Here is a 24,446-nt window from a genome sequence, read left to right as displayed (position 1 = left end):
TCACGGAGTCACTATGGCCGATATGTTAGCCGTTAAACTTCGTCCGCTGGAACGCGAGGATCTGCGCTTCGTCCACCAGCTCGACAACAATGCCAGCGTGATGCGCTACTGGTTTGAAGAGCCTTACGAGGCGTTTGTCGAGCTGTCAGATCTTTATGATAAGCACATTCACGACCAGAGTGAGCGTCGCTTTGTGGTGGAGTGTGAAGGCGAAAAAGCCGGTCTGGTCGAACTGGTTGAGATCAACCACGTTCACCGTCGGGCGGAATTTCAGATAATTATTTCGCCGGAACACCAGGGCAAAGGTCTGGCGTCACGGGCAGCTAAGCTGGCGATGGACTACGGGTTTAACGTCCTGAATCTGTACAAGCTGTATCTCATCGTCGATAAAGAGAACGAAAAAGCGATCCATATCTACCGTAAACTGGGCTTTATGGTGGAAGGCGAACTGATTCACGAGTTCTTTATCAATGGCGAGTACCGCAACACCATTCGCATGTGTATCTTCCAGCATCAACACCTGGCCGGACACAAAGCCTCTTCTGCAAGTCTGCTAAAACCAACCGCGCAATAACCTGCGCGGTTTTCATTTTTATCAATAGTAATCAATGCTGTTCTTGATGGTGTACTTGCGTTCAACGGCCGGTTTTACGCTGTCGTCGGTGATCAACAAATCACAGGTGACCGGGTTGTTATGACGATCGTAATCGCAGCTCTGTTTTACGTGCCCGAGCGGTTTGTCGTTAAGCAGGCTGATGGCAGTGTAGTCCAGTTTTTTACGCACATCTTTTGACGGCGTGGCCTGAACAGACAGATGTTGCTCGCCGGATACCGTGGTTTTTCCCAGCGGATACCCTTCGGCATCATAGCGATACTTCACTTCCATCTCTTTGCCGTGTGCTGCAACCACAAACCCGTTGTCGTCGGTATCCCAGGTTACGCCTGCCGCAGGCAGCTCCGCAAGCTGGCATTTGCCCTGCAACTTCACCTTACGCTGCTGCGTTTCCGCGTCGAGGTAGTAGTTGGCATCCAGTACCAGCGCGACACCGGTATTGGCTTCCAGGTCGTGCAATTCCAGCGTATCAAAACACCCTTCTGTTGATACGGTTCCTGTTACCCGTTTCGAGACTTCCCCCTTATCGTTGAGCAACGTCTGGGTAAAGTCTTTTACCGGCCCGCGCAGGGGATCAAAATCAAACTCATTCGAGAAACTGGCCATCTCCGGCGAAAAAGACAACGGCGCAGAGGCGTTATCGCACCCCACCAGCACCGTAGCCAGAAGCGTCATCACTGCGTATTTCTTCACATTATTTACCGATACAGGGAGATAATTCCCAATCATATTAGCAAATACATATGTTTACGCGAACCCTGCTAAAATTATTCTACACACAGAGAAGAGAGAAGGAGCTACAGATGAAACGGTTACCCTGGATTACCGCCCTGCTGTTGATGAGTGTTTCCCCGGCCATTCTGGCTGCCCCGGATTCGTGCGAGCGGATTAAAAGCGACATCCAGCAGAAGATTATTAACAACGGTGTGCCTGAAACCGGCTTTACGCTGAACATCGTACCGAACGATCAGGCCGACCAGCCGGATGCGCAGGTCGTTGGGCATTGTGCCAACGATACTTTCAAAATTTTGTACATCCGCACAGGAAGCGGAGCGGCAGCGGGCGCTCAGGACAGCACGCAAGGTGAACCGCAGTGATTTTTATCCCATTTCGCCGCAACAATACCCTTTGATTTGATGAGGATTAACATTTAGTACCTCCAAATAAGTAAAACTCACCCATCATTAGCCCGGTTGTAATAACGGGCGTAAATAATTCCCATTACAATGATGGAGTGAGTCATGTCCGAGGCAGATATCCACGGCGGGATTAGCCGTCGAACGCTGGTTAAATCCACCGCAATTGGCTCACTGGCGCTTGCCGCCGGTGGGCTTTCATTACCTTTCGGTTTAAAAAGCGCAGCCGCCGCGGTGAAAGATGCCGTGTCGCCCGCTGAAGATAAAGTGGTCTGGGGAGCCTGCTCCGTAAACTGCGGTAGCCGGTGTGCGCTACGCCTGCACGTGCGCGATAACGAAGTATATTGGGTAGAAACCGATAACACCGGCGACGATATTTACGGCAACCATCAGGTTCGTGCCTGCCTTCGTGGACGCTCAATCCGTCGTCGTATCAACCACCCGGACCGCCTTAACTACCCAATGAAACGCGTGGGAAAACGCGGCGAGGGCAAGTTCGAGCGCATCAGCTGGGATGAAGCCCTGAATACCCTGACCGCCAGCCTGAAAGGGGTGGTAGAAAAGTATGGTAATGAAGCGGTATACATCAACTACTCCTCCGGCATTGTCGGCGGCAATATCACCCGCTCCTCTCCTTATGCCTCGTTAGTGGCGCGTCTGATGAACTGCTACGGCGGTTTTCTGAGCCACTACGGCACCTACAGTACGGCACAAATTGCCTGCGCAATGCCCTACACCTATGGCAGCAACGACGGCAACAGCACTTCTGATATCGAAAACACCAAACTGGTGGTGATGTTCGGCAATAACCCGGCGGAAACGCGCATGAGCGGCGGCGGGATCACGTACTACCTCGAACAGGCCCGTGAGCGTTCCAATGCCCGCATGATCGTTATCGATCCGCGCTATACCGATACCGCCGCCGGACGCGAAGACGAGTGGATACCTATCCGCCCAGGCACCGATGCCGCACTGGTGGCCGGGATTGCGTGGGTACTGATCGACGAAAACCTGGTTGACCAGCCATTCCTGGATAAATACTGCGTAGGTTACGACGAAAAAACGCTGCCGGAAGGCGCACCCGCTAACGGCCACTACAAAGCCTACATCCTCGGCCAGGGCGATGATGCCACCGCCAAAACGCCGGAATGGGCGTCGCGTATCACGGGTATTCCTGCCGACCGAATCATCAGGCTTGCCCGCGAAATCGGCTCCGCAAAACCAGCCTATATCTGCCAGGGCTGGGGCCCGCAGCGCCAGGCGAACGGTGAGCAAACCTCGCGTGCTATTGCCATGCTGCCGATTCTGACCGGCAACGTGGGGATCAACGGCGGCAACAGCGGCGCTCGCGAATCCACCTACACCATCACCATCGAACGTATGCCGCTGCCGGACAACCCGGTGAAAACGCAGATCTCCTGCTTTAGCTGGACGGACGCCATTGTGCGCGGCCCGGAAATGACGGCGCTGCGCGACGGCGTTCGTGGTAAAGATAAGCTCGACGTGCCGATTAAATTTATCTGGAACTATGCCGGGAACACCATCACCAACCAGCATTCCGATATCAATAAAACCCACGACATTTTGCAGGACGAAAGCAAATGCGAAATGATCGTCGTGATCGACAACTTCATGACCTCGTCCGCGAAGTACGCCGACATCGTGTTGCCAGACCTGATGACCGTAGAGCAGGAAGACATTATTCCTAACGACTACGCCGGTAACATGGGTTACCTGATTTTCCTCCAGCCGGTTACCGCACCGAAGTTCGAACGTAAACCCATCTACTGGATCATGAGCGAAGTCGCTAAACGACTCGGTGCGGATATTTATCAGCAATTTACCGAAGGGCGCACTCAGGAGCAGTGGTTACAGTATCTGTACGCCAAAATGCTGGAGAAAGACGCCAGACTGCCATCGTATGATGAGCTGAAAAAGATGGGCATTTATAAGCGCAAAGATCCTGCCGGGCACTTTGTCGCCTACAAAAAATTCCGCGATGACCCTGTGGCAAATCCGCTCAAAACCCCTTCCGGTAAAATTGAAATTTACTCCAGCGCGCTGGCGAAAATCGCCTCGACCTGGGAGCTGGAAAAAGACGAAACCATCACCCCGCTGCCGGTGTATGCCTCCACGTTTGACGGATGGGATGCGCCAGAACGCAGCACCTATCCGCTGCAACTGTTCGGCTTCCACTTTAAGGCCCGTACCCACTCAAGCTATGGCAACGTCGACGTCCTGAAAGCGGCGTGTCGCCAGGAAGTCTGGCTGAACCCGGTCGATGCCGCGCAGCGCGGGATTAAAAACGGCGATATGGTGCGCGTTTTCAACGGCCGTGGCGAGCTGCGTATTCCGGTCAAAGTCACGCCGCGCATCATGCCGGGTGTGAGCGCCATGGGCCAGGGTGCGTGGCACGATGCCAACATGAGTGGCGATCGGGTTGACCACGGTTCCTGCATTAACACGCTGACCACGCATCGCCCTTCTCCGCTGGCGAAAGGTAACCCACAACACACCAACCTGGTGCAGATCGAGAAGGTATAAGGAGTAACCGATGACAACCCAGTATGGATTTTTTATTGATTCCAGCCGCTGCACCGGTTGCAAAACCTGCGAACTGGCCTGTAAGGATTACAAAGACTTAACCCCGGATGTCAGCTTCCGCCGTATTTACGAATACGCCGGTGGCGACTGGCAGGAGGATAACGGCGTCTGGCATCAGAACGTGTTTGCCTACTACCTGTCGATTGCCTGCAACCACTGCGAAGACCCAGCCTGCACCAAAGTGTGTCCGAGCGGGGCAATGCACAAGCGTGACGACGGTTTTGTGGTGGTGGATGAAGATGTCTGCATCGGCTGCCGCTACTGCCACATGGCCTGCCCGTATGGCGCACCGCAGTATAACGCCGCCAAAGGCCACATGACCAAGTGCGACGGCTGCCACACCCGCGTGGCGGACGGCAAAAAGCCGATTTGCGTGGAGTCCTGCCCGCTGCGTGCGCTGGACTTTGGCCCGATTGAAGAGCTGCGCCAAAAGCACGGCCAGCTTGCGGCAGTGGCGCCACTGCCGTCTGCGCACTTCACAAAGCCGAGCATTGTGATTAAACCTAACGCCAACAGCCGTCCGACGGGTGACACCACCGGCTACCTGGCAAATCCGAAGGAGGTGTGAGATGGGAAGTGGATGGCATGAATGGCCGCTGGTGATCTTCACCGTCTTTGGGCAGTGCGTGGCAGGTGCGTTAATTGTCAGTGGATTTGCCTGGTTCAAAGAGGAAGACGCGGCTGCAAAAGCACGTATTGTGCGCAGCATGTTCTTTTTATGGGTTGTGATGGGAGTTGGCTTTATCGCCTCTGTACTGCATCTGGGCTCCCCGATGCGCGCCTTTAACTCGCTTAACCGCGTCGGCGCTTCCGCGCTCAGTAACGAGATCGCGGCCGGCTCGGTGTTCTTTGCCGTTGGCGGGTTCTGGTGGCTGGTGTCCGTAATCGGTAAAATGCCCCCGGCACTGGGCAAAATCTGGCTGGTGTTGAGCCAGCTCCTTGGGCTGGTTTTTGTCTGGGCGATGACCCGGGTGTATCAGATAGATACCGTCCCCACCTGGTACACTGGCTACACCACGCTGGCGTTTTTCCTGACGTTAGTTCTCGGCGGCCCGCTGTTTGCCGCGCTGTTGCTGCGGGCAGTCAGAGCCCCCTTTAAGGGTTCTGCCGCCGCGGGGCTGAGCGTCCTGGCCCTGCTGGCAAGCGTGGGGGTGATTGTGCTGCAAAGTAACGAATTAGCCACGATCCACAGCTCAGTCCAGCAGGCCAGCGCCCTGCTGCCGGAGTATGGCACATGGCAAATCTGGCGTATCCTGTTAGTAACAGCCGGATTAGGTTGCTGGCTGTGCCCGCTTATTCGCCGCCAGGAGCCAAAAACGCTCGGCCTGTTCGCCGGGATTGTGCTGGTGGTATTCGGTGAGCTGATTGGTCGCGGGCTGTTTTATGGCCTGCACATGACCGCAGGTATGGCGATTGCCGGTTAATACACGCGTGCGGGGCAAACCGCACGTGCGCAAGGAATGTCGTAATGAATGAATTATCACAACGCGAGTCTTTCGCTTTCAGCGCCCGGGTTCTGGGCGCACTGTTCGGGTTTGCCCCGGATAGCGAGCAGGCTGCACCGCTGGTGAGTGCGCTCACCACCAGCGACTGGTATCAGGACTGGCCGTACGCGCATCCGTCGCTGATGAATATCGCGCAGACGTTTAAAACCCCTGCCGATGAGCCGTTAACAGAGGCCTGGCAGCGCCTGTTTATTGGCCCCTATGCGCTCCCGGCGCCGCCGTGGGGTTCCGTCTGGCTGGATCGTGAGTCCGTGTTATTCGGTGAATCCACCCTCGCCCTGCGCCAGTGGATGCGTGAATACGCGATAGCCTTCGAGATGCAGCAAAACGAGCCAGAAGATCACATCGGCACGTTACTGATGCTGGCTGCCTGGCTTGCGGAGAATGGGCGTGATACGCAGTGCGATCAACTGCTGGCATGGCATCTTCTGCCGTGGAGCCATCGCTTCCTGTCGGTGTTTATCGACAACGCCGGGCACCCTTTCTACGTTGCGCTTGGCAAACTGGCGCAGCTTACGCTGGCTGACTGGCAATCCACCCTGCTGATCCCGGTCGCGGAAAAGCCGCTTTACCGCTAATCCCCCGCAGCCAGTGTTTCCACTGGCTGCCCTATTCAGCCTCTTATCCTTTACTGCTGGCAAGCCATGCACGCCACCCACCAAACTCCGTAATGTCCCGGGCATCCTGCAATCCATACGCTTCGCAGATAAACCCGGTTACCCAACGCCCGTCCTCCAGCTCGATTTTGCCCAACCCCAGTGGGGCAGGAATACCGGCCAGAAACGATCCCACTTCGATGTGCGGCACGTCCCAGATTTCAACCGCGATAGCCGCCCCCTGCTCCCGGGTACGCACCATACCGGGCCGCTTACCATCCGCCAGCGCATACAACCGGTAATGTGGCGCACTGCGTGTGGCTTTCCGCAAGGTGGCACCACGCTGACGCAGTTGGCTGTTCAGCGCCAGCCCATCGAGATGCGCGCCGCAAACCACAATGGCCATTTTGTCGTGGGTTGCACAGGTTGCCGGGGGTTCAGCGCGCATTTCACGCCCGCCAGGCAACACCAACGGCTGAGTGCGTTGTAAGGCATCGGCAAGGCTCAGTAAATACTGGTCGGTAAACGCGCGGCCAAACAGCGTCACGCCGGAAGGCAGTCCATTCGCCATAACCCCCGCCGGGACCGCAACCGCCGCGTAGTCGAGCAGGTTCATAAAGTTGGTGTATACCCCAAGATCCGAGTTGCGTTTCACCGGCTCTGCCGCCAGCTCCGCCAGAGTCACAGGCCGTGGATAGGTTGGCGTTAACACACATGACACCCCGGACAGAATGGCATCGCACTGCATTTTGTAATGCTGCAATTTGTACTGGGCATCAAACGCCGCCACAGCATCCGTTGACGGTGCCTTTTGCAGGACATCGCGGATCACCGGCAGCACGGCATCCGGTTGCTGCTCAATCAGTTTGCCCGCCACGTGGTATCGCTCTGCCACCCACGGACCGTCGTATAACAACTTTGCCGCGGCCAGGAACGGCGTGAAATCGATGATTTCCGGCACACCGCCGAGTGCTATCAGCCGCGCTTTAGCGGCATTAAACAGCGCTTCACTTTCCGCACATCCCAGGAATTCCAGGGTGTCCGGGATCCCAAAACGGAAGCCGGGCTCCGGCGCGCCAAAGGCCTGAATACCATTCCAGGATGGGTTAGCACGGCTGTAATCATCACGCGGGTCAAGTACCGCCGTCAGCGCCAGCAAACGGCTGGCCTCCGCGGCGGTAGCGGTAAAGAAGGTCACGCAGTCCAGCGTGCGACAGGCTGGCACCACGCCAGCCGTTGAAATTAACCCTTTGGTGGCTTTCAGCCCCACCAGGTTGTTCAGCGAGGCCGGAACGCGGCCGCTGCCTGCGGTGTCCGTGCCAAGGGCGAAACTGGTTATTCCCAGTGCCACCGCCAGGGACGACCCGGCGCTGGAGCCACCTGATGGATAATCCGCATGAACGCTGTTGCGGCACAGGCCATACGGCGAACGGGTGCCGTTTAATCCGGTGGCAAACTGGTCAAGATTGGTCTTTCCGAGCGGTACTGCGCCCAACGCAATCAGCTGCGCAACTATGGTCGCATCGTCCTGCGCCCGGTAGGCAAACGCCGGGCAGGCAGCGGTGGTTTCAATCCCCACCAGATCGATGTTGTCCTTGATGGCAAAGGGAATGCCGTAGAGCGGTAACGACGCAGGATCAGCCCTTTCCAGCGCGGCGAGATACGGCTCCAGCTCGGCTGACGTCAGGATATAAATAAAGGCGTTAAACGCCGGATTTAACGCCAGCGCACGTTCACGCAGCGTGGTGATGACTTCGCGCGGCGTATAACGCCCTTCACTGTAGGCCTGAGCCAGCATATCAAGACGTAAATCAAACGGATGCATCATGCTGTTTTCTCCAGAACGACCACACACTGCCCTGCGCGAACCGATGATCCCGGCTGCACGCGCACCTGGCTTACCACACCATCCCGCGTGGCGAGCAGCGGGATCTCCATCTTCATGGATTCCAGTACCACCAGCACATCGCCTTCCCGCACCGGCTTGCCGACTTCAACGTTCACCTGCCACAGGTTGCCAGACACCGGGCTATCAACCCCTTCCTGCCCGGGTTTGAGCGGCGCATCGTCCTCTTCATCCACCAGTACATCGCTGCTGTCGAAATGGGCCTGGCCGTTGGCAATCCAGCGTTCGCGCTCGGCGTCAAACGCCCCCTGCTGATGGGTGCGAAACGCAGCAATTTCCGTGGCTTCATCGGTGAGGAACTGCTGATATTCCGCCAGCTTCAGCGTGGTGTGCTCAATGCGCAGCGGGTAACGTCCCAGCGGGAAATCACGGCGGATGGTCAGCAGCTCGTCGGCAGAGACAGGATAGAAACGGATCTGGTCGAAGAAGCGCAGCAGCCAGGGCTTACCGCCGAAGTCCTCAACAGCGTGATAGCGATTCCACATCTGCAACGTGCGCCCGACAAACTGATACCCACCAGGCCCTTCCATCCCGTAAACACACAGATATGCCCCGCCGATACCCACCGAGTTTTCCGCCGTCCAGGTACGCGCCGGGTTGTACTTGGTGGTCACCAGCCGGTGACGCGGGTCGAGCGGCGTGGCCACCGGCGCACCGAGGTAAACATCCCCCAGCCCCATCACCAGATAACTGGCGTCAAACACCGTTTTGTAGACCTGGTCGATGTTCGCCAGGTCGTTAATACGGCGAATAAACTCCAGGTTGCTCGGGCACCATGGTGCGTCACGACGCACGGTGGTCATATATTTGTCGATAGCCTTCTGGCAGGCAGGATCGTCCCATGACAGCGGCAGCCAGACGATACGCGAAGGCACATCCAGATCCTCACGCTCGCAGACGCTTTGCCACAAACCCGCAACCACATCCAGCAGACTCGCCAGGCTCAGCGCCTCCGGCTGATAGTGAACCTGTAACGAACGGATCCCCGGCGTCAGATCGATAACCCCGTCAAGCGCGCGGCTCTCCAGAGCCTGCATCAGCGCATGGGCGCGAAAACGCAGCACCAGATCCAGTTCCGGCTCGCCAATCTCCAGCAGCAGATGCGTATCACCGGAAAGCCGTGCCACCAGGCGTTTATCCGCCTGCCCCTGCTCCAGAACAATGGGTGACGCGAGCGCTGCCGGTTGCCATACCACATCCTGCGGATGCAGACTGTTGATTTGTGCCTCCTGCGCCTGAGCCAGCCGCCGCGCAGTGGCAATATCCACGGGGACAAAGCGCACCTTATCGCCGGCTTTTAGTTGCCCGATGGCGTGTAAATCAGCTTCGATGATGGTGACCGGGCACACAAACCCGCCCAGGCTCGGGCCATCCGGGCCAAGGATCACCGGCATGTCGCCCGTAAAATCGACAGCGCCAATGGCGTACGGGTTATCGTGAATGTTCGACGGATGCAGCCCCGCTTCGCCGCCGCTTTCACGCACCCACTCCGGTTTCGGGCCAATCAGACGTACCCCGGTGCGGCTGGAGTTGAAATGCACTTCCCACTCGGTTGCGAAAAAGGTCGCCACATAAGCCGGGGTAAAATATTCCGGCGCGCCGTGCGGCCCGTAAATCACACGCAGTTCGCGCACGGGCGCAAACGTGAAGCGCAGCGCCTGGGGTAAAATAGCCTCACTGCCCGCAGAGGTAAGTGGCGTAAGGTGCAGTACATCCCCGGTACGCAGCGCCCGCCCGCCGTGCCCGCCAAACTGGCCCAGAGTGAAAGTACTTTTGCTGCCCAGATAATCCGGCACGTTAAACCCGTCGCGCAGGCACAGGTAACTGCGCACGCCGTCACCACGAATATCGCCCATGCGCAGCGTCATCCCGGCACGCACCGTAAAGACGGCGTTGTTTGCCAGAGGTTCGCCATCCAGCGTCAGGTCTATTTCCGCTCCGGTGACGGCCAGCTGCGCGTCGCAGTTGAATTTCAGCGTAGGGCCGCTGAGGGTGATTTCCAGCGCGGCAGCGCTATCACCGTTGCCAAGCAGGCGGTTACCCAGACGCAAGGCGCGGCTGTCCATTGGCCCGGAAGGCGGCACGCCCACGGCCCAGTACCCCACGCGCCCTGGATAATCCTGAACCGTGGTTTGTGTCCCGGCGCTGAGCACTTCCAGAGTGGCAGCCTGATAGGTCAGTCCTTCCAGGCAGCGTGTCCAGGGTTCGCCGCTGGCAAACGGCGTGAAGGTTAAAATCTGCCGAAGGTAGCTGCGGTTCGTCTCCACGCCGTAAAGCCGCGTTTCGCCAAGTGCTGCGTGCAGCGCGCGAATGGCCTCATCTCTTGTCGGTTGCCACGCGATAATCTTTGCCAGCATCGGGTCAAAAAACGGCGGCACCTCACAACCGGACTCCACCCAACGGTCGATACGCAACGTGGTGCGGTTATCTTCCGGGAAGACCACTTCGGTCAACAGGCCCGGCGAAGGCTGAAACTGACGACCAGGATCTTCCGCATACACGCGCACCTGGATGGCGTGACCGCAGGCGGTAAGGCTTTCTCGCAGCGCAGCCAGCGGCGGCAAATCCCCGGCGGCAAGGGCAATCATCCAGCGCACCAGGTCAACACCCCAGACCTGTTCGGTCACGCCGTGCTCGACCTGCAAACGGGTATTCACTTCGAGGAAATAAAAACGCCCGGCATCGCTGTCGTAGACGAACTCGACCGTGCCCGCGCTGCGATAATTCACCGCTTTGCCAAGCTTAATGGCCGCCTCGCACAATGCGCTTTCCATGCCCGCAGGCAGGTTTGGTGCGGGGGTTTCTTCCAGCACTTTCTGGTTACGGCGCTGCACCGAGCAGTCCCGCACCCCCAGGGCAATCACCTCGCCCTTGCCGTCACCAAACAGCTGCACTTCAAGATGGCGTGCCCGCTCGATGTACTTCTCAATAAACACGCCCGCATCGCTGAAGTTGTTTTTACCCAGACGCACCACGGCATCAAACGCCTCGCTGAGTTCGGCGGCGGAATAACACACTCGCATCCCGATACCACCGCCCCCGGCCGTGCTTTTCAGCATCACCGGGTAACCCACGCTCTCAGCCGCCTTAAGCGCTTCGCCGACATCCGCCAGCAGCTCTGTACCTTCCAGCATCGGTACGCCGTGCGCTTTCGCCAGCGCGCGGGCGGTGTGTTTCAGGCCAAACAGACGAAGCTGTTCCGGCGTGGGGCCGATAAAGGCGATCCCGGCGGCTTCACAGGCTTCGGCAAAGGCGGCATTTTCCGAGAGAAAACCGTAGCCGGGATGAATGGCCTGCGCGCCGCTGGCTTTTGCGGCGGCGATAATTTTTTCGGTGACCAGGTAAGTATTCGCCGCCGGGCCCTCGCCCAGACTAAGGGCTTCATCGGCTTCACGAATGTGCAGGCTACTGATATCGGCTTCAGAATAGACGGCCACGCCGCCCACATTCATGGTGCGCAGCGTACGAAGAATGCGGCAGGCAATGGCCCCGCGGTTAGCGATCAAGAGTTTAGTAAACATAGTTAAGACTCAATCGGGGCGGGTCGTCCCGCCGAAAATCGGCTCGCCGCATGGTCGTCCATGGGGAAAAAGCAGTTACGGCAGGATGCGTCCGGCGCGTACTTCAAACAGGCGATAAATCATCTTTCGCAGGCGCTGCCAGCGCCCTGGCGTCAGTTCCATACCAGCACCTCCGCAGGCGTCGGGTTCCAGCCGTTGCAGGGGTTGTTGAGCTGCGGGCAGTTGGAAATCAGCACAATGACGTTGCACTCCGCGCGCAGTTCAACGTATTTCCCCGGCGCGGAAATGCCGTCTTCGAAGGTTAATCCGCCCTGCGGCGTAACCGGCACGTTCATAAAGAAGTTGATGTTAGCGCCAATATCACGCTTTTGCAGGCGGCCATCATGCAGGCAGGCGCAAAGAAAATTGTCGCGGCAACTGTGCATATGGCGCTTGTCGAGGGCGTAACGCACGGTGTTACTTTCCTGAGCACAGGCGCCTCCGAGGGTGTCGTGGCGTCCGCAGGTATCGGCGACGATGGTCAGCAGCGGGTTGCCAAGGTTGGAGTACAGCACGCTGCCGGTGGTGAGATAGGCATTATTCTGGCGACGCAGTGTACGCTGGGCATCGTAGCGTTCGCGCGGGCTGTCGGCGTTATAAAACAGCGTGTCGACGGCCTGGTTACCTTCAAGGTCGAGCAGGCGCAAGGTCTGCCCTTTTTTTACTTCGAACAGGTAAGGTTCCCCCGCCGGGATCACATGGCGGAAACTGGCGTGTTGGGCGTTTTTTTCGCTGGCAACGGTCATTTGCGGCTCCTTACAGGGCAAAAAGTTGAGTGTTGGTGAAGGCGCGGTTATTTTCCGGGCGCGTAAGCAGCGCGTTAATGGCCGCCTCTTCGTCCTGTGCCTGTCGCCAGCTCAGCGCGACCGGGCGTGGCGCATACCCGGTGGATGGATCCATCGGATGCTGTAACGCCGTCATCACCACCAGCACGTCCATCGGCGCGAACAGCTCAACATAACTGCCGGGCTGCGAATGGCTGCTGTGAAAGCTGAACTGACCGTTGTTGTCCACCGACACCTTGCTGAAGAAGTTCACCACCATCAGCAGGTCTTCCAGGTTGAGATCCCACTTGCCCATCTCCACCAGCAGGTTGTCCGTGCCGTTACGGAAGTAGCCGTTACGTAATTCCTGATAACGTCCCTGGCCGTATTTTTCCGCTACTTCGTCCGCGTTGAGCACGCCGCCAAACGGATCATGCCAGCCGCAGGTATCGGCGGTGATCCCCGCCAGCACACGCCCCATATCGGAATAGAAGCAGTGCCCCGCTGTCAGGCGCGCGGTATGCTGGCCTTTCAGGGTATCCGGCAGGTTCAGGCGTTCACTTTTCTGGTGGGCGTTGAGCATCATCAGGCTGACGTTTGCCCCTCCGTCGGTGTCGGTCATGCGCAGGATCTGCCCGCGCTTGAGGATAAAAGAGAGATGGCCGCCGCCGGGCAGGATTTCTTCGCGTAATGTTGTTGTATTCACAGGATTAACCCCTTAATGCGTAAACGTTATCTTGTGCGGTACCGCTCAGCGCGGAAAGGCGCGTCTCGTTGAGCGGGATGTCGTAAGTAATGCGCGCGCCGTAGGCGTTAGGTGCCTGCGGATCAATGCGCACTTTGTCGAACACCAGCAAACGGGTGCCAAGGTTGAAGCCTTCAGAAAGATCGTGCGTGACCATAAAGACCGTCATGCGGGTTTCACCCCACAGTTGCAGCAGCAAGGCGTGCATGTCTTTACGAATTCCCGGGTCGAGCGCGCCGAAAGGTTCATCAAGCAACAACACGCGCGGCTGCATAATGAACGCCTGGGCAATGGCCAGACGCTGCTGCATCCCGCCGGAGAGCTGCGCAGGGTATTTGTGCAACGCGTGGCCGAGGCCAACTTTTTCCAGCATCTGTGTTGCCCGCTCCCGCGCCGCCCGTTTCTTCGCGCCAAACAGCCGCCCGAACAGCGGTGATTGCGGCAGCTCAAGACCGATAGCGACGTTATCCAGCACGCTGAGGTGCGGGAAAACGGAGTAACGCTGAAACACCACGCCACGGCTGCTGTCCGGCTCGGCGGTCAGCACGTTGCCGTCCAGAGTGATGGAGCCCCGGCTTGGAGATTCCTGGCCCAACAGCAGACGTAAGAATGTCGATTTACCGCAGCCGGATGCCCCTACCATCGAGCAGAACTCGCCCTCTTTCACCGTTAAATTCAGGTTCTCCAGCACCACGTGGTCGCCGTACTCCTGCCAGATATTGTTGATGGTGATAAAACTCATGCTTTTCCTCCTTCCGCCCACGGGAAACAGGTCTTGTGAAGCTTGCGCAGCGCCAGATCCATCAGCCATGCCAGCAGCGTGATCCACAGGACATAGGGGATGATGACGTCCATGGCCATATAGCGGCGCACGAGGAAAATACGGTAGCCAAGCCCGGCGGTAGACGAGATTGCCTCCGCCGAAATCAGGAACAGCCACGCCGAGCCCAGCAGCAGACGCAGCGAGGTCAAGAGGCGGGACAGCAGCTGCGGCAGGACCACCCGCAGCACCAGCGTCCAGCTGTTTGCCCCCAGCGTCTGGGCCTTGATCAGGATCTCCGGCGGGATTTCACAGGCGCGATGTTCAAGGTCTCGGGCCAGCATCGGGGTGATGCCGATAACAATCAGCATCACTTTTGATAGCTCGTCCAGCCCGAAAACGATAAACAGCACCGGTAAAATCGCCAACGGTGGGATCATCGACAACACCGTCATCAGCGGTGACAGCGAGGCCCGCCACAGCGGGAATACGCCGGAGGTGATGCCAATGCACAGGCCAATCAGCGACGCGATCGCCAGCCCGGTCAGCAGACGGGCCAGGCTCACCAGGGTATCAACCCAGAACAGGTACTCACCGCTGCGTTTATCCGGGCTAAACGCCATCCGTGAAAGTGCATCCAGCATCTGCTGCAGGCCGGGCAAAAGTTTGTCCTGCGGGTTGGCTTCCAGCCGCACTGCGGAGCCAAAAAAGTAGGCAGCCAGCAGCAGGACGAAAGGCAACATCACAAGCATTAACCTCATGCCTGAGGTGGGATGGCGGTTAATTTGTCGCATGGCGAACTCCGTCAGTTATCACAGCTTGCCGGCAGCGGCCATTTTCACGAAGCTGTCGTCAAAGTGCAGTTTCACGTTATTCGCATCACCCAGGGTGACATTGCCCGGGAAGCTCATGCCGATAAAATCAGCACTCTGCGCCCCATCGCCCAGCAGCCCTTTCTCGAAGGAGAATGACGCCACGCGCTGCATGGTTTTCGCCAGGTCTGGCGAGGTGACAAAGGCGATGTTGTCCTGCGGGGTGTAGAACAGGTGCGTCGTTTTCAGCTGCGCCTGATAACCCGCCAGATCGGTACCGGAGGCGGCGGCCATCGCATTCAGGGCGTTTGCGTCCTGCGCTTTCATCAGCCCCATCATTTCGTACCATGCGCCGGTCAGTGCTTTGCCCAGTGCCGGGTTGTCTTTCAGGGTTTCACTGTTGACGACCATCATGTCGATGAGCTCGCCCGGGACCTGAGAGGAGCTAAAGACTTCGGTGGTTTTCGGTGTGCCTTTGATAACGGAAAGCTGCGGGTTCCAGGCCACGGCGGCCTGCACGCTTGCCGTGCCAAACGCCGAGACGATATCCGCATCAGAGGTGTTCACCACGGTGACGTCTTTCTCGGCCAGCCCGGCTTTTTCCAGGCCGCGCACCAGCAGATAGTGGGAAACGGACAGCTCCGGCAGGTAGACCTTCATCCCTTTCAGGTCGTTGAGGGTTTTGCCCTCGCCTTTCATCACGACCCCGTCGTTGCCTTCCGAGTAGCTGCCGAGGATAAGCGCAGTGGTATCAACCCCGCCCGCCGCCGGGATGGTCAGCGCGTCCATGTTGGTCATGGTACAGCCGTCGAACTGGCCTGCGGTGTACTGGTTGATGGATTCGATATAGTCGTTGAGTTGTACAACATTGATTTTGATACCGTATTTACTGGCCCATTTATCGATGATTTTGCTACTGCTGATGGTGCCCCAGGGCATCCACCCGGCGTAGATGGTCCAGCAAACGTTGAATTCTTTTTTAACAGCAGCAAACGTGGGGAGACTGACCAGCATCGCCAGCGACAGTACAAGAGAGCGGAGTAATGGCGTTTTCTTCATTCTTGACCTCTGAGTGGCACAAAATTAGGGGGCAGCGCGACACCTTTGGTGCTGCTGTCTCCCGGGTTTTTGTCCCGCCGTGTAACCTCTCAGAGGTCGCCAGCTCTTGGACCAGCCATTCACCGTAGTGAACCGGAACCCTAGCCAGCTATTGTTCAAATTGTGTGGTGCTGCCCTTCAGTGAAAGAGTTTGCAAAGGGTGTGCCAGAAATTTTTACGATGTTTATTAGTGGGTTGGAGTTTGGTGCCGGTTGGGTTTCACCGTTTTGGGGAGGGAGCGCGGGGTTGGTGCACTGTGGTGGGGCGTTTGATTGTCGAAAATCGACTCTATTTTTCTTCGGGGGATAGATTCCCGTCAGTTCCTCATCTCAGGCCTTCAAGATTTGACTTAACCGCCTCTAACATCCGTTTGCGGATCCAGCCGCTTCCTGCCCGTATTGCGAGCCAGTAGGCAGCCATTTTTAGCTGCGTCGTTCTGTCAGGACAATAGATGAAGGTTTCTGTACACAGTTCATGTTGCTCTGTCGTCAGTTCCGATACCTGATAGCGCAGTAATAGCTTTGCGCTGCCCGGTGCGATCGGCGCCTGAAAAGCGCGGGCATCCGGCACATCTTCCAGCCCGAAATCGGCACGCCAGAATCGCCCTCTTAAGCCATAACAGAGCTCGGTTGCAGAACTTTTCAAAAGGGTAAAACTGTGCAACCCAAAGCTGCTGGTCGCATGAGCTGACTGGTTGTGCAGAAATTTCTGCGGTAATTGCCGCAATGACATTAACTTGCGGATAACGGCGTCTTGCTGGACGTCAAATGTTGCGATGAATGGCAGAATATTTTCAGGGGACGTGGTGCGTATGACCGTACGATGTTTTTCATGGAACTGAAACTGAGGTAAAAAGACCGGCGCATCCTGCCATTCAGCAAGCGCTTTGCGGGTAATGAATCCTGGGTTTAGCATGTCTCTTCCTGGTCATCCGTTGAGCCCAGCCAGATTAACAGATACGCCACCACACACAATTACCAGGAAAATGGAGTTCTGAAGAATACGTCAATTGAACGCTACGGCTTTAAAGCCCGAAGTTCCTTATTCAGGAGGCAGTATCAGGCATGATTTCTCTCCACCAGTCAGGTTTCATATCCTGAAACGAGTGGGACTGGGGCGAAAAGATGAGGCTTTCGTTGTGGTCAAAAACACCGCTAAGCAGAGCCGTCACCGGCGCGTCATCGATAGCCCCCATTGAACTGCCGCACCGGACGCAGAACGCTCTGGATGATGTCTCAGATGAGCGATACAAAGAAGGTGTGCCCCCTTCGCCAGTCCATTCAACATCCGCCGAGTGGAATTCAAGCCATACCGCGGTCTGACAACCAGAATGTTTCTGGCATATATCGCAGGAGCAGGAATGAGCGGAAACAGGGTTAATCGCTATGAATCGGATAAACCCACATAAACAGCCGCCTGACAATTTTATATCCATATTAGTCGATACCTTTTCAACGCTCGGAGAATGGTAATGATAGCATCGTCCGCTCTGTGCCAGCAGCGGACCTTTCGCACTTCTGCTTATGTGGCCAAAACCGGTATGCTTCTAATATTTACAGCATTTAAATCAATAGGTAAGATAAAATGAAGGTTGATTGGAGTTTCATTTAGTTACATAGACTCAACGTTCAATTGATAATGGACTCAGAAATTATCACTGCCAGGGTTCGTGTTAAAACTCAGGAAAGGGAATATCAGATGCCATCTGTATACACTCTCAATGAGCTGCTCGGGTTGCTTGTGTTTTCAGGAAAATATCAATTTCTTCACAATGATCTGGACAGCATGATCATTGCATGGGCTGAAGATCAAATTATCGAAGGAAATGATTCGGACACTCTTTTAATCCTCGCTTCACTGGGGCTTGATAATCAACCTGTACGGGCCGAGGTTGAATTATATATGTCACGGTACATGGCAGAGCAGCAGATAAACCTACCACCGCTAAAAACAGCAGCATTGGTCTGGATCAAGCTATTTATGAGTCAACTTTCCCAATGCGCTTCCATCCATGATGCAGAGCAGAAAATGTATTTTCTGGTGTGTCATTGGCTTGAACCTGACGTAAAGATTTTCACTGCAGTGGTCGATACCTTGAAATCGCTTTACTGGCATCTATTTGATGAATGGGAGGGACCTGGAACAAGCGAAGCCGTAAGGATGGAGGAGTCAGAACTCTTTGAGTTGATTAATCGTGCAATGTTGCCCTATTCACGTAAAATTGAGAACCCAGATTGGTTGGATCTGCTTGTTCGGTAATTTTTTCCAGTATCCTGAAAGGTGTGACCTTAACCTAGTTAATTGATACATCGTGATGTTAGTAATTCCTTAACCAGTTGTGAGAACAATTGCGAACTTCCGCTCCTCGCTCACAGCGGACCTTCAACTCAGTAAGTTCTTCCGCTTCGAATCAGATTCGGGATATCGCGCTTCCAGACTCATGAAAGTGGCCGCATTTCGAAACAGGAAAGATTCATGGTAAACCAGGCCGCATCTGTAATGCGTGCGGCTTCAGGACATGTCCGTAGCGAGCCTGGATTTATCAGGTAAAACTCAGGTTATAGCCCTCAATCAGCATGAATTGGTACCGCTGTTTTTTTGGAATTTTTATTCACCCTCCCCAATCTGCGCCCTCCCTCCTTGACGCTCAATTTTTCCCTGATCGCGTTTTCTTTTCAGGAACCCATTGTTCCAAATAATATAATTAACTATTTATCCATTGATTTAAATACACTTTCTCAACACATACCCCGCATGAAACAAAATATTCAAAAACCAATGCTTGACCAGGTAGAACAATCATTCTACCTTTGCCGCATGAACAAAAAACCAAGTAACACACGAGAAAAAATCCTCGCCACCGCTGAGCAGCTTATCTATCAGAACGGCATCCACGCCATGGGCATGGATCTTCTGGTGAAGAGTTCGGGTGTCGCAAGGAAAAGCATTTACCACCATTTCGCCAACAAAGAGGAGGTGGCATCAGCCGCGTTGAATGTGCGTGACGAACGGTGGATGCACTGGTTCAGAACCGAGTCTGATAAAGGCGAGACACCTCAGGATCGCATTCTGAACATGTTCACGGTTCTGAAAAGTTGGTTCGAGTCCGAAGGCTTCCGGGGCTGTGCCTTTATAAACACAGCAGGAGAAGTGGGAGACCCGGACGATCCCGTTCGACAGATAGCGAAAATGCATAAGCAAAAACTGCTGGATTACGCCCTCGAACTGAGCGCACAACTGAACACGGAACACGCTGTAGTTTTGGCCAGACAGCTGCTGATTCTGATTGAGGGGGCAATCACCATGACCTACGTGATGGGCGACCGGAATGCCGCTGACAACGCACAGGGCGTTGCAAAAGTTTTGCTGGAACAGGTCCCAGCCGGGGCCTGAGTAACGAAAATTGTTATTGCCTGTAAACCGAAACTCACAGGAGTTTTCCATGACAGATACACAAGTACGTCCGCCGCTTCCGCCCTTTACGCTGGAGACTGCTATCGAGAAAGTCCGTCTGGCTGAGGATGGCTGGAACACCCGCGACGCGGCAAAAGTGGCGCTGGCTTATTCACTGGATACCAAATGGCGTAACCGTGCCGAGTTCGCGAATAATCGTGAGGAAGCCGAAGAATTTCTCACCCGTAAGTGGAAAAAGGAGCTCGAGTATCGCCTCATCAAAGAGCTGTGGGCTTTTGGCGGAAACCGCATCGCCGTCCGTTACGCTTACGAATGGCATGATGACTCAGGAAACTGGTTCCGCTCTTACGGCAACGAAAACTGGGAGTTTGAGGCCGACGGCCTGATGAAGCGTCGCTTCGCATGTATCAATGACATGCCGATCAAAGAAAGCGAGCGCAAGTTCTTCTGGCCGCTGGGGCGTCGTCCTGACGATCACCCGGGCCTGTCTGAACTGGGTCTGTAATTCACTGATTTACACCGTGTAAGACCCGCGACGAGTTTTCTTGTCGGGGTTTTACTCTGCCAGTTGATGTAAAAAACGAACGGGTTGGTAGCGGGAAAACCTTGCTGGTATCGCCTCACAGAAAATAACAACGCACTGAACCTATGACTCAACGTCCAGAAAAAGTGAAGTCAGTCGATGCCGGTAAGACAATCCGGGATTTGTCTGGAGGCCTGAAAAATCCAGGATATGTTTCTGGAAACGCATATTCTTCAACAGGCCTTATACCAGTGAGTAAATGAATTCTCCGCTTCCCGCTCATAGCAGACCTGGTCAGATCTTATTCCGACCTATACATTCCAGAAGCAAACGCCCTTTCCCACTCAACATCAACCCATGAAATATTTATAAAAAACAATGCGTTAATAATATAAAAGTTATACAATTTTATTTCCAATTGTAATGATAACCATTCTCATATTAATATAGCCGTGTGATAATTAACTTTTGATACACTCCGCATGTCTGACCGCGCCACTACCACTGCTTCCTTAACGCTCGAGTCGCTCTATGGCGCACATCACGGCTGGCTGAAAAGCTGGCTGACGCGCAAACTTCAGTCTGCCTTTGATGCGGATGACATTGCCCAGGACACTTTTCTGCGGGTAATGGGCAACAACACGCTCTCGACGATCCGCGATCCTCGCTCTTTTCTGTGCACTATCGCCAAACGCGTGATGGTCGACCTGTTTCGCCGAAACGCGCTGGAAAAAGCCTATCTGGAGATGCTGGCGCTTATGCCGGAGGGGCTGGCACCTTCGCCTGAAGAACGCGAAAGCCAGCTCGAAACCCTGCAACTCATCGACAGTATGCTTGACGGGCTGAACGGAAAAACACGCGAAGCGTTTCTACTTTCGCAACTGGATGGTCTGACATACAGCGAGATCGCACTGAAGCTGGGTGTATCCGTCAGCTCGGTGAAAAAATATGTGGCAAAGGCTATCGAACATTGTCTGCTGTTTCGTCTGGAGCACGGCCTGTGAGCGCTTCTATCACCGATTCTCGCCGCCAGGCATTGCGTTCGGCATCACACTGGTATGCCGTGTTGAGCGGCGAGCGCGTCAGCCCACAGCAGGAGGCGCGCTGGCAACAGTGGTATGAAGAGGACAAGGATCATCAGTGGGCCTGGCAACAGGTTGAAAACCTGCGCAGCCAGCTGAGCCACGTACCGGCCGATGTCGCCAGCCGGGCGCTGCATGATACGCGCCTTACCCGTCGACATGTCATGAAAGGGCTGCTGTTGCTGCTCGGCGTGGGTGGCGGCTGGCAGATCTGGCAATCTGAAACCGGTGAAGGTCTGCGCGCTGACTACCGCACGGCCAAAGGCGCGCTCAGCCATCAGCGGCTGGAAGATGGCTCGCAGCTGACGCTCAACACCCAAAGCGCCGCTGACGTTCGGTTTGATGCGCATCAGCGCGCAGTCCACCTCTGGTACGGCGAAATTGCCATTACCACCGCAAAAGACACTCAGTTGCGACCTTTCCGCGTGATGACCCGCCAGGGCCAGCTCACCGCGTTAGGCACAGAGTTTACCGTCTACCAGCAGGACAACATCACTCGCGTTGCCGTTCAGCGACACGCTGTTGAAGTCTTACTGGCAAACCATCCGCAGGAAAAACGCATTGTAAACGCTGGCGAGAGCCTGGAGTTTAGCGCGTCAGAATTTGGTGCAATAACCTCAACGGATGATGAAAGCGCCACCTGGACGCAGGGTATTCTGAGCTTCAGCGATAAACCGCTCGGTGAGGTGATCGCCACGCTCAGCCGCTATCGAAACGGTGTGCTGCGTTGTGATCCGGCAGTGGCCGGACTGCGCCTGAGCGGGACCTTCCCATTGAACAATACCGATGCCATCCTGAATGTTATCGCTCAAACTCTTCCAGTTAAAATTCAGTCGGTTACACGATACTGGGTAAATATTTCAGCATTGTAAGAAAAATAATTCTCATTTCCATTGTCCTTTTTCCCCTTCTCGTTCGACTCATAGATGAACACAACAAAAATGATGATGGAGAAGGTATGACGCCTTTACGCGTTTTTCGCAAAACAACACCTTTGGTTTACGCCATTCGCCTGAGCCTGCTGCCGCTGGCCGGGCTGTCTTTATCGGCCTTCGCAGCGCAGGTTGATATCGCGCCGGGTTCGCTCGACAAAGCCCTTAACCAGTATGCCGCGCAAAGCGGAATTACTCTGTCGGTTGACGCCAGCCTGACGCGCGGCAAACAGAGTGACGGTCTTCACGGTGACTACGATATCGAAACCGGTCTGCAACATCTGCTGAACGGTAGCGGTCTGCAGGTGAAACCGCTGGGGAATAACAGCTGGACGCTGGAGCACGCCCCCACACCGAAAGAAGATGTCCTGACCGTGGTGGGCGACTGGCTAGGGGAAGCGCGCGAGAACGATGTATTCGAACATGCTGGCGCGCGTGACGTTATCCGCCGTGAGGATTTCGCCAAAACCGGCGCGACGACCATGCGCGATGTACTGAACCGCATCCCTGGCGTCACTGCCCCGGAAAATAACGGCACCGGCAGTCACGATCTGGCGATGAACTTCGGCATTCGCGGCCTGAACCCGCGCCTCGCCAGCCGTTCAACCGTGCTGATGGACGGTATTCCCGTGCCGTTTGCCCCTTACGGCCAGCCACAGCTTTCACTGGCACCCGTCTCACTCGGCAATATGGACGCCATCGACGTGGTACGCGGCGGTGGAGCGGTGCGTTACGGACCGCAGAGCGTGGGCGGCGTGGTGAACTTTGTCACCCGCGCCATTCCGCAAGACTTCGGTATCGAAGCCGGCGTGGAAGGCCAGCTCAGCCCAACGTCCTCACAAAATAACCCGAAAGAGACGCACAATCTGATGGTGGGCGGCACGGCGGATAACGGTTTTGGTACCGCCCTGCTTTACTCCGGCACGCGCGGCAGCGACTGGCGCGAGCACAGCGCGACGCGCATCGACGACCTGATGCTGAAAAGCAAATATGCGCCGAACGAAGTGCATACCTTCAACAGCCTGTTGCAATACTACGACGGTGAAGCCGACATGCCCGGCGGCCTGTCCCGCGCGGATTACAACGCCGACCGCTGGCAGTCCACGCGCCCATACGATCGCTTCTGGGGGCGTCGCAAGCTGGCAAGCCTCGGCTATCAGTTCCAGCCGGACAGTCAGCATAAATTCAATATTCAGGGCTTCTACACCGAAACCCTGCGCAGCGGCTACCTGGAACAGGGCAAACGCATCACCCTTTCACCGCGTAACTACTGGGTACGCGGCATTGAACCACGTTACAGCCAGAGCTTTATGATTGGCTCTTCCGCACACGAAGTCGGCGTGGGGTATCGCTATGTGAGCGAGTCGACGCATGAAATGCGTTATTACACCGCCACCAGCAGCGGGCAGTTACCGTCCAATTCAAGCCCTTACGATCGCGACACCCGTTCCGGTACCGAAGCGCACGCCTGGTATCTGGATGACAAAATCGACGTAGGCAACTGGACGATCACACCGGGTATGCGCTTTGAACATATCGAGTCATACCAGAACAACGCCATCAAAGGCACGCATGAGGAAGTGAGCTACAACGCCCCGCTTCCGGCGCTCAACGTGCTCTATCACCTTACTGACAGCTGGAATCTTTATGCAAACACTGAAGGCTCGTTCGGCACCGTACAGTACAGCCAAATTGGCAAGGCTGTGCAAAGCGGCAATGTGGAACCGGAAAAAGCGCGAACCTGGGAGCTCGGAACCCGATACGACGATGGCGCGCTGACGGCAGAAATGGGGCTGTTCCTGATTAACTTTAATAATCAGTACGACTCCAACCAGACCAACGACACTGTTACCGCACGGGGTAAAACGCGCCATACCGGGCTGGAAACCCAGGCCCGCTATGACCTCGGCACGCTGACGCCCACGCTGGACAACGTTTCGGTCTACGCAAGCTATGCGTACGTGAACGCCGAGATCCGCGAGAAAGGCGACACCTACGGCAACCAGGTGCCGTTCTCGCCGAAACACAAAGGCACATTGGGTGTGGACTATAAACCGGGCAGCTGGACGTTCAACCTGAACAGCGATTTCCAGTCCAGCCAGTTTGCGGATAACGCCAACACCGTTAAAGAGAGTGCCGACGGCAGCACCGGCCGCATCCCTGGCTTCATGCTCTGGGGCGCACGTGTCGCCTACGACTTTGGTCCACAGATGGCAGACCTGAACCTTGCGTTCGGCGTGAAAAATATCTTCGACCAGGCGTACTTCACCCGCTCTTACGACGACAACAACAAAGGCATCTACGCAGGCCAGCCGCGCACGCTGTATATGCAGGGGTCGTTGAAGTTCTAATTCACACCGATTTGTAGGCCGGGTAAGCGCAGCGCCACCCGGCTT

Annotated in this window: 22 protein-coding genes and 1 riboswitch; of the genes, 12 read left to right on the top strand and 10 right to left on the bottom strand. The window is 55.9% G+C overall.

Annotated elements, in window-relative coordinates:
• The first annotated feature begins 13 nt into the window (after positions 1 to 13).
• Entirely contained in the window at positions 14 to 574 is a 561-nt protein-coding gene (gene speG / locus N1249_RS10190) for a spermidine N1-acetyltransferase (protein WP_259837418.1), read from the top strand.
• Between the two features lie 21 nt (positions 575 to 595).
• On the opposite strand, the gene N1249_RS10185 is transcribed toward speG, so the two are convergent.
• Positions 596 to 1,288, bottom strand: coding sequence for a YnfC family lipoprotein (locus N1249_RS10185; RefSeq protein ID WP_409193164.1), 693 nt, complete (start codon positions 1,286 to 1,288; stop codon positions 596 to 598).
• Positions 1,289 to 1,416: 128 nt separating this feature from the next.
• Here N1249_RS10185 and N1249_RS10180 point away from each other — a divergent pair, with 128 nt between their 5' ends.
• The 5 genes from N1249_RS10180 to dmsD all read left to right on the top strand — a co-directional run bounded on the left by N1249_RS10180 (position 1,417) and on the right by dmsD (position 6,436).
• The gene (locus N1249_RS10180; protein ID WP_217188324.1) at positions 1,417 to 1,710 is read left to right on the top strand and encodes a DUF1161 domain-containing protein; all 294 of its coding nucleotides are present in this window, start codon (positions 1,417 to 1,419) and stop codon (positions 1,708 to 1,710) included.
• 144 nt (positions 1,711 to 1,854) lie between these two features.
• Entirely contained in the window at positions 1,855 to 4,293 is a 2,439-nt protein-coding gene (gene ynfE, locus N1249_RS10175; RefSeq protein ID WP_259837413.1) for a selenate/tellurate reductase subunit YnfE, read from the top strand.
• A 10-nt stretch (positions 4,294 to 4,303) separates the two neighbouring features.
• Positions 4,304 to 4,921, top strand: a complete 618-nt coding sequence (locus N1249_RS10170) for a DMSO/selenate family reductase complex B subunit (protein WP_014069571.1) — start codon at positions 4,304 to 4,306, stop codon at positions 4,919 to 4,921.
• Position 4,922: 1 nt separating this feature from the next.
• Positions 4,923 to 5,777 (top strand): dimethyl sulfoxide reductase anchor subunit family protein, encoded by an 855-nt coding sequence (locus N1249_RS10165; RefSeq protein WP_259837411.1) that lies wholly within the window; start codon positions 4,923 to 4,925, stop codon positions 5,775 to 5,777.
• 44 nt (positions 5,778 to 5,821) lie between these two features.
• The gene (dmsD, locus tag N1249_RS10160) at positions 5,822 to 6,436 is read left to right on the top strand and encodes a Tat proofreading chaperone DmsD (RefSeq protein WP_259837405.1); all 615 of its coding nucleotides are present in this window, start codon (positions 5,822 to 5,824) and stop codon (positions 6,434 to 6,436) included.
• A gap of 43 nt (positions 6,437 to 6,479) precedes the next feature.
• Here dmsD and atzF read toward each other — a convergent pair whose 3' ends face one another.
• From atzF to N1249_RS10115, 9 genes are all read right to left on the bottom strand, one after another.
• Positions 6,480 to 8,282: an allophanate hydrolase gene (gene atzF, locus N1249_RS10155; RefSeq protein ID WP_259837400.1), complete on the bottom strand. Its 1,803-nt coding sequence runs from the start codon at positions 8,280 to 8,282 to the stop codon at positions 6,480 to 6,482.
• Positions 8,279 to 11,881, bottom strand: coding sequence for an urea carboxylase (gene uca, locus N1249_RS10150; RefSeq protein WP_259837398.1), 3,603 nt, complete (start codon positions 11,879 to 11,881; stop codon positions 8,279 to 8,281). The genes atzF and uca overlap by 4 nt, the downstream gene beginning before the upstream one ends.
• A gap of 152 nt (positions 11,882 to 12,033) precedes the next feature.
• Positions 12,034 to 12,666 (bottom strand): urea amidolyase associated protein UAAP2, encoded by a 633-nt coding sequence (locus N1249_RS10145; protein ID WP_259837396.1) that lies wholly within the window; start codon positions 12,664 to 12,666, stop codon positions 12,034 to 12,036.
• Positions 12,667 to 12,676: 10 nt separating this feature from the next.
• Positions 12,677 to 13,390 (bottom strand): urea amidolyase associated protein UAAP1, encoded by a 714-nt coding sequence (locus N1249_RS10140; protein ID WP_259837395.1) that lies wholly within the window; start codon positions 13,388 to 13,390, stop codon positions 12,677 to 12,679.
• Positions 13,391 to 13,394: 4 nt separating this feature from the next.
• Positions 13,395 to 14,171 carry an ABC transporter ATP-binding protein gene (locus N1249_RS10135; protein ID WP_217188340.1) on the bottom strand — a complete coding sequence of 259 codons (777 nt, stop codon included), beginning with the start codon at positions 14,169 to 14,171 and terminating at the stop codon, positions 13,395 to 13,397.
• Positions 14,168 to 14,983, bottom strand: coding sequence for an ABC transporter permease (locus N1249_RS10130; protein ID WP_014070135.1), 816 nt, complete (start codon positions 14,981 to 14,983; stop codon positions 14,168 to 14,170). The genes N1249_RS10135 and N1249_RS10130 overlap by 4 nt, the downstream gene beginning before the upstream one ends.
• Positions 14,984 to 15,001: 18 nt before the next feature.
• Positions 15,002 to 16,060, bottom strand: coding sequence for a putative urea ABC transporter substrate-binding protein (locus tag N1249_RS10125; RefSeq protein ID WP_259837393.1), 1,059 nt, complete (start codon positions 16,058 to 16,060; stop codon positions 15,002 to 15,004).
• Between the two features lie 56 nt (positions 16,061 to 16,116).
• Positions 16,117 to 16,215, bottom strand: a riboswitch (guanidine-I (ykkC/yxkD leader).
• A gap of 208 nt (positions 16,216 to 16,423) precedes the next feature.
• Positions 16,424 to 17,014, bottom strand: coding sequence for a hypothetical protein (locus N1249_RS10120; RefSeq protein WP_259837391.1), 591 nt, complete (start codon positions 17,012 to 17,014; stop codon positions 16,424 to 16,426).
• 130 nt (positions 17,015 to 17,144) lie between these two features.
• Entirely contained in the window at positions 17,145 to 17,534 is a 390-nt protein-coding gene (locus N1249_RS10115) for a GFA family protein (RefSeq protein WP_259837390.1), read from the bottom strand.
• 263 nt (positions 17,535 to 17,797) lie between these two features.
• Here N1249_RS10115 and N1249_RS10110 point away from each other — a divergent pair, with 263 nt between their 5' ends.
• The 6 genes from N1249_RS10110 (at position 17,798) to fecA (ending at position 24,401) form a co-directional block, all read left to right on the top strand.
• A complete protein-coding gene (locus N1249_RS10110) occupies positions 17,798 to 18,358 on the top strand; it encodes a hypothetical protein (protein ID WP_259837388.1) in 561 nt (186 codons plus the stop codon).
• A gap of 558 nt (positions 18,359 to 18,916) precedes the next feature.
• Positions 18,917 to 19,492, top strand: a complete 576-nt coding sequence (locus N1249_RS10105; RefSeq protein WP_259838072.1) for a TetR/AcrR family transcriptional regulator — start codon at positions 18,917 to 18,919, stop codon at positions 19,490 to 19,492.
• Positions 19,493 to 19,541: 49 nt separating this feature from the next.
• A complete protein-coding gene (locus tag N1249_RS10100) occupies positions 19,542 to 20,018 on the top strand; it encodes a DUF1348 family protein (RefSeq protein WP_259837387.1) in 477 nt (158 codons plus the stop codon).
• 500 nt (positions 20,019 to 20,518) lie between these two features.
• The gene (gene fecI, locus N1249_RS10095) at positions 20,519 to 21,040 is read left to right on the top strand and encodes a ferric citrate uptake sigma factor FecI (RefSeq protein WP_259837386.1); all 522 of its coding nucleotides are present in this window, start codon (positions 20,519 to 20,521) and stop codon (positions 21,038 to 21,040) included.
• Positions 21,037 to 21,990, top strand: a complete 954-nt coding sequence (fecR, locus tag N1249_RS10090; RefSeq protein WP_259837383.1) for a ferric citrate uptake sigma factor regulator FecR — start codon at positions 21,037 to 21,039, stop codon at positions 21,988 to 21,990. Before fecI ends, fecR begins: the two co-directional genes overlap by 4 nt.
• Before the next feature lie 86 nt (positions 21,991 to 22,076).
• A complete protein-coding gene (gene fecA / locus N1249_RS10085; protein ID WP_259837380.1) occupies positions 22,077 to 24,401 on the top strand; it encodes a TonB-dependent Fe(3+) dicitrate receptor FecA in 2,325 nt (774 codons plus the stop codon).
• Positions 24,402 to 24,446: the final 45 nt, after the last annotated feature.

The sequence above is a fragment of the Enterobacter sp. CP102 genome (assembly GCF_025152625.1).
Taxonomy (GTDB): Bacteria; Pseudomonadota; Gammaproteobacteria; order Enterobacterales; family Enterobacteriaceae; genus Enterobacter; species Enterobacter soli.
Note: the sequence above shows the minus strand (reverse complement) of the source record. Positions and strands in the feature narration are given on the sequence as shown.

Bases quoted from the DNA above. Each gene is read 5' to 3' on its own strand.
- speG (WP_259837418.1), top strand. From the start codon at position 14: ATGGCCGATATGTTAGCCGTTAAACTTCGTCCGCTGGAACGCGAGGAT.
- N1249_RS10185 (WP_409193164.1), bottom strand. From the start codon at position 1,288: ATGACGCTTCTGGCTACGGTGCTGGTGGGGTGCGATAACGCCTCTGCG.
- N1249_RS10180 (WP_217188324.1), top strand. From the start codon at position 1,417: ATGAAACGGTTACCCTGGATTACCGCCCTGCTGTTGATGAGTGTTTCC.
- ynfE (WP_259837413.1), top strand. From the start codon at position 1,855: ATGTCCGAGGCAGATATCCACGGCGGGATTAGCCGTCGAACGCTGGTT.
- N1249_RS10170 (WP_014069571.1), top strand. From the start codon at position 4,304: ATGACAACCCAGTATGGATTTTTTATTGATTCCAGCCGCTGCACCGGT.
- N1249_RS10165 (WP_259837411.1), top strand. From the start codon at position 4,923: ATGGGAAGTGGATGGCATGAATGGCCGCTGGTGATCTTCACCGTCTTT.
- dmsD (WP_259837405.1), top strand. From the start codon at position 5,822: ATGAATGAATTATCACAACGCGAGTCTTTCGCTTTCAGCGCCCGGGTT.
- atzF (WP_259837400.1), bottom strand. From the start codon at position 8,282: ATGATGCATCCGTTTGATTTACGTCTTGATATGCTGGCTCAGGCCTAC.
- uca (WP_259837398.1), bottom strand. From the start codon at position 11,881: ATGTTTACTAAACTCTTGATCGCTAACCGCGGGGCCATTGCCTGCCGC.
- N1249_RS10145 (WP_259837396.1), bottom strand. From the start codon at position 12,666: ATGACCGTTGCCAGCGAAAAAAACGCCCAACACGCCAGTTTCCGCCAT.
- N1249_RS10135 (WP_217188340.1), bottom strand. From the start codon at position 14,171: ATGAGTTTTATCACCATCAACAATATCTGGCAGGAGTACGGCGACCAC.
- N1249_RS10130 (WP_014070135.1), bottom strand. From the start codon at position 14,983: ATGCGACAAATTAACCGCCATCCCACCTCAGGCATGAGGTTAATGCTT.
- N1249_RS10125 (WP_259837393.1), bottom strand. From the start codon at position 16,060: ATGAAGAAAACGCCATTACTCCGCTCTCTTGTACTGTCGCTGGCGATG.
- N1249_RS10120 (WP_259837391.1), bottom strand. From the start codon at position 17,014: ATGCTAAACCCAGGATTCATTACCCGCAAAGCGCTTGCTGAATGGCAG.
- N1249_RS10115 (WP_259837390.1), bottom strand. From the start codon at position 17,534: ATGGATATAAAATTGTCAGGCGGCTGTTTATGTGGGTTTATCCGATTC.
- N1249_RS10110 (WP_259837388.1), top strand. From the start codon at position 17,798: ATGCCATCTGTATACACTCTCAATGAGCTGCTCGGGTTGCTTGTGTTT.
- N1249_RS10105 (WP_259838072.1), top strand. From the start codon at position 18,917: ATGAACAAAAAACCAAGTAACACACGAGAAAAAATCCTCGCCACCGCT.
- N1249_RS10100 (WP_259837387.1), top strand. From the start codon at position 19,542: ATGACAGATACACAAGTACGTCCGCCGCTTCCGCCCTTTACGCTGGAG.
- fecI (WP_259837386.1), top strand. From the start codon at position 20,519: ATGTCTGACCGCGCCACTACCACTGCTTCCTTAACGCTCGAGTCGCTC.
- fecA (WP_259837380.1), top strand. From the start codon at position 22,077: ATGACGCCTTTACGCGTTTTTCGCAAAACAACACCTTTGGTTTACGCC.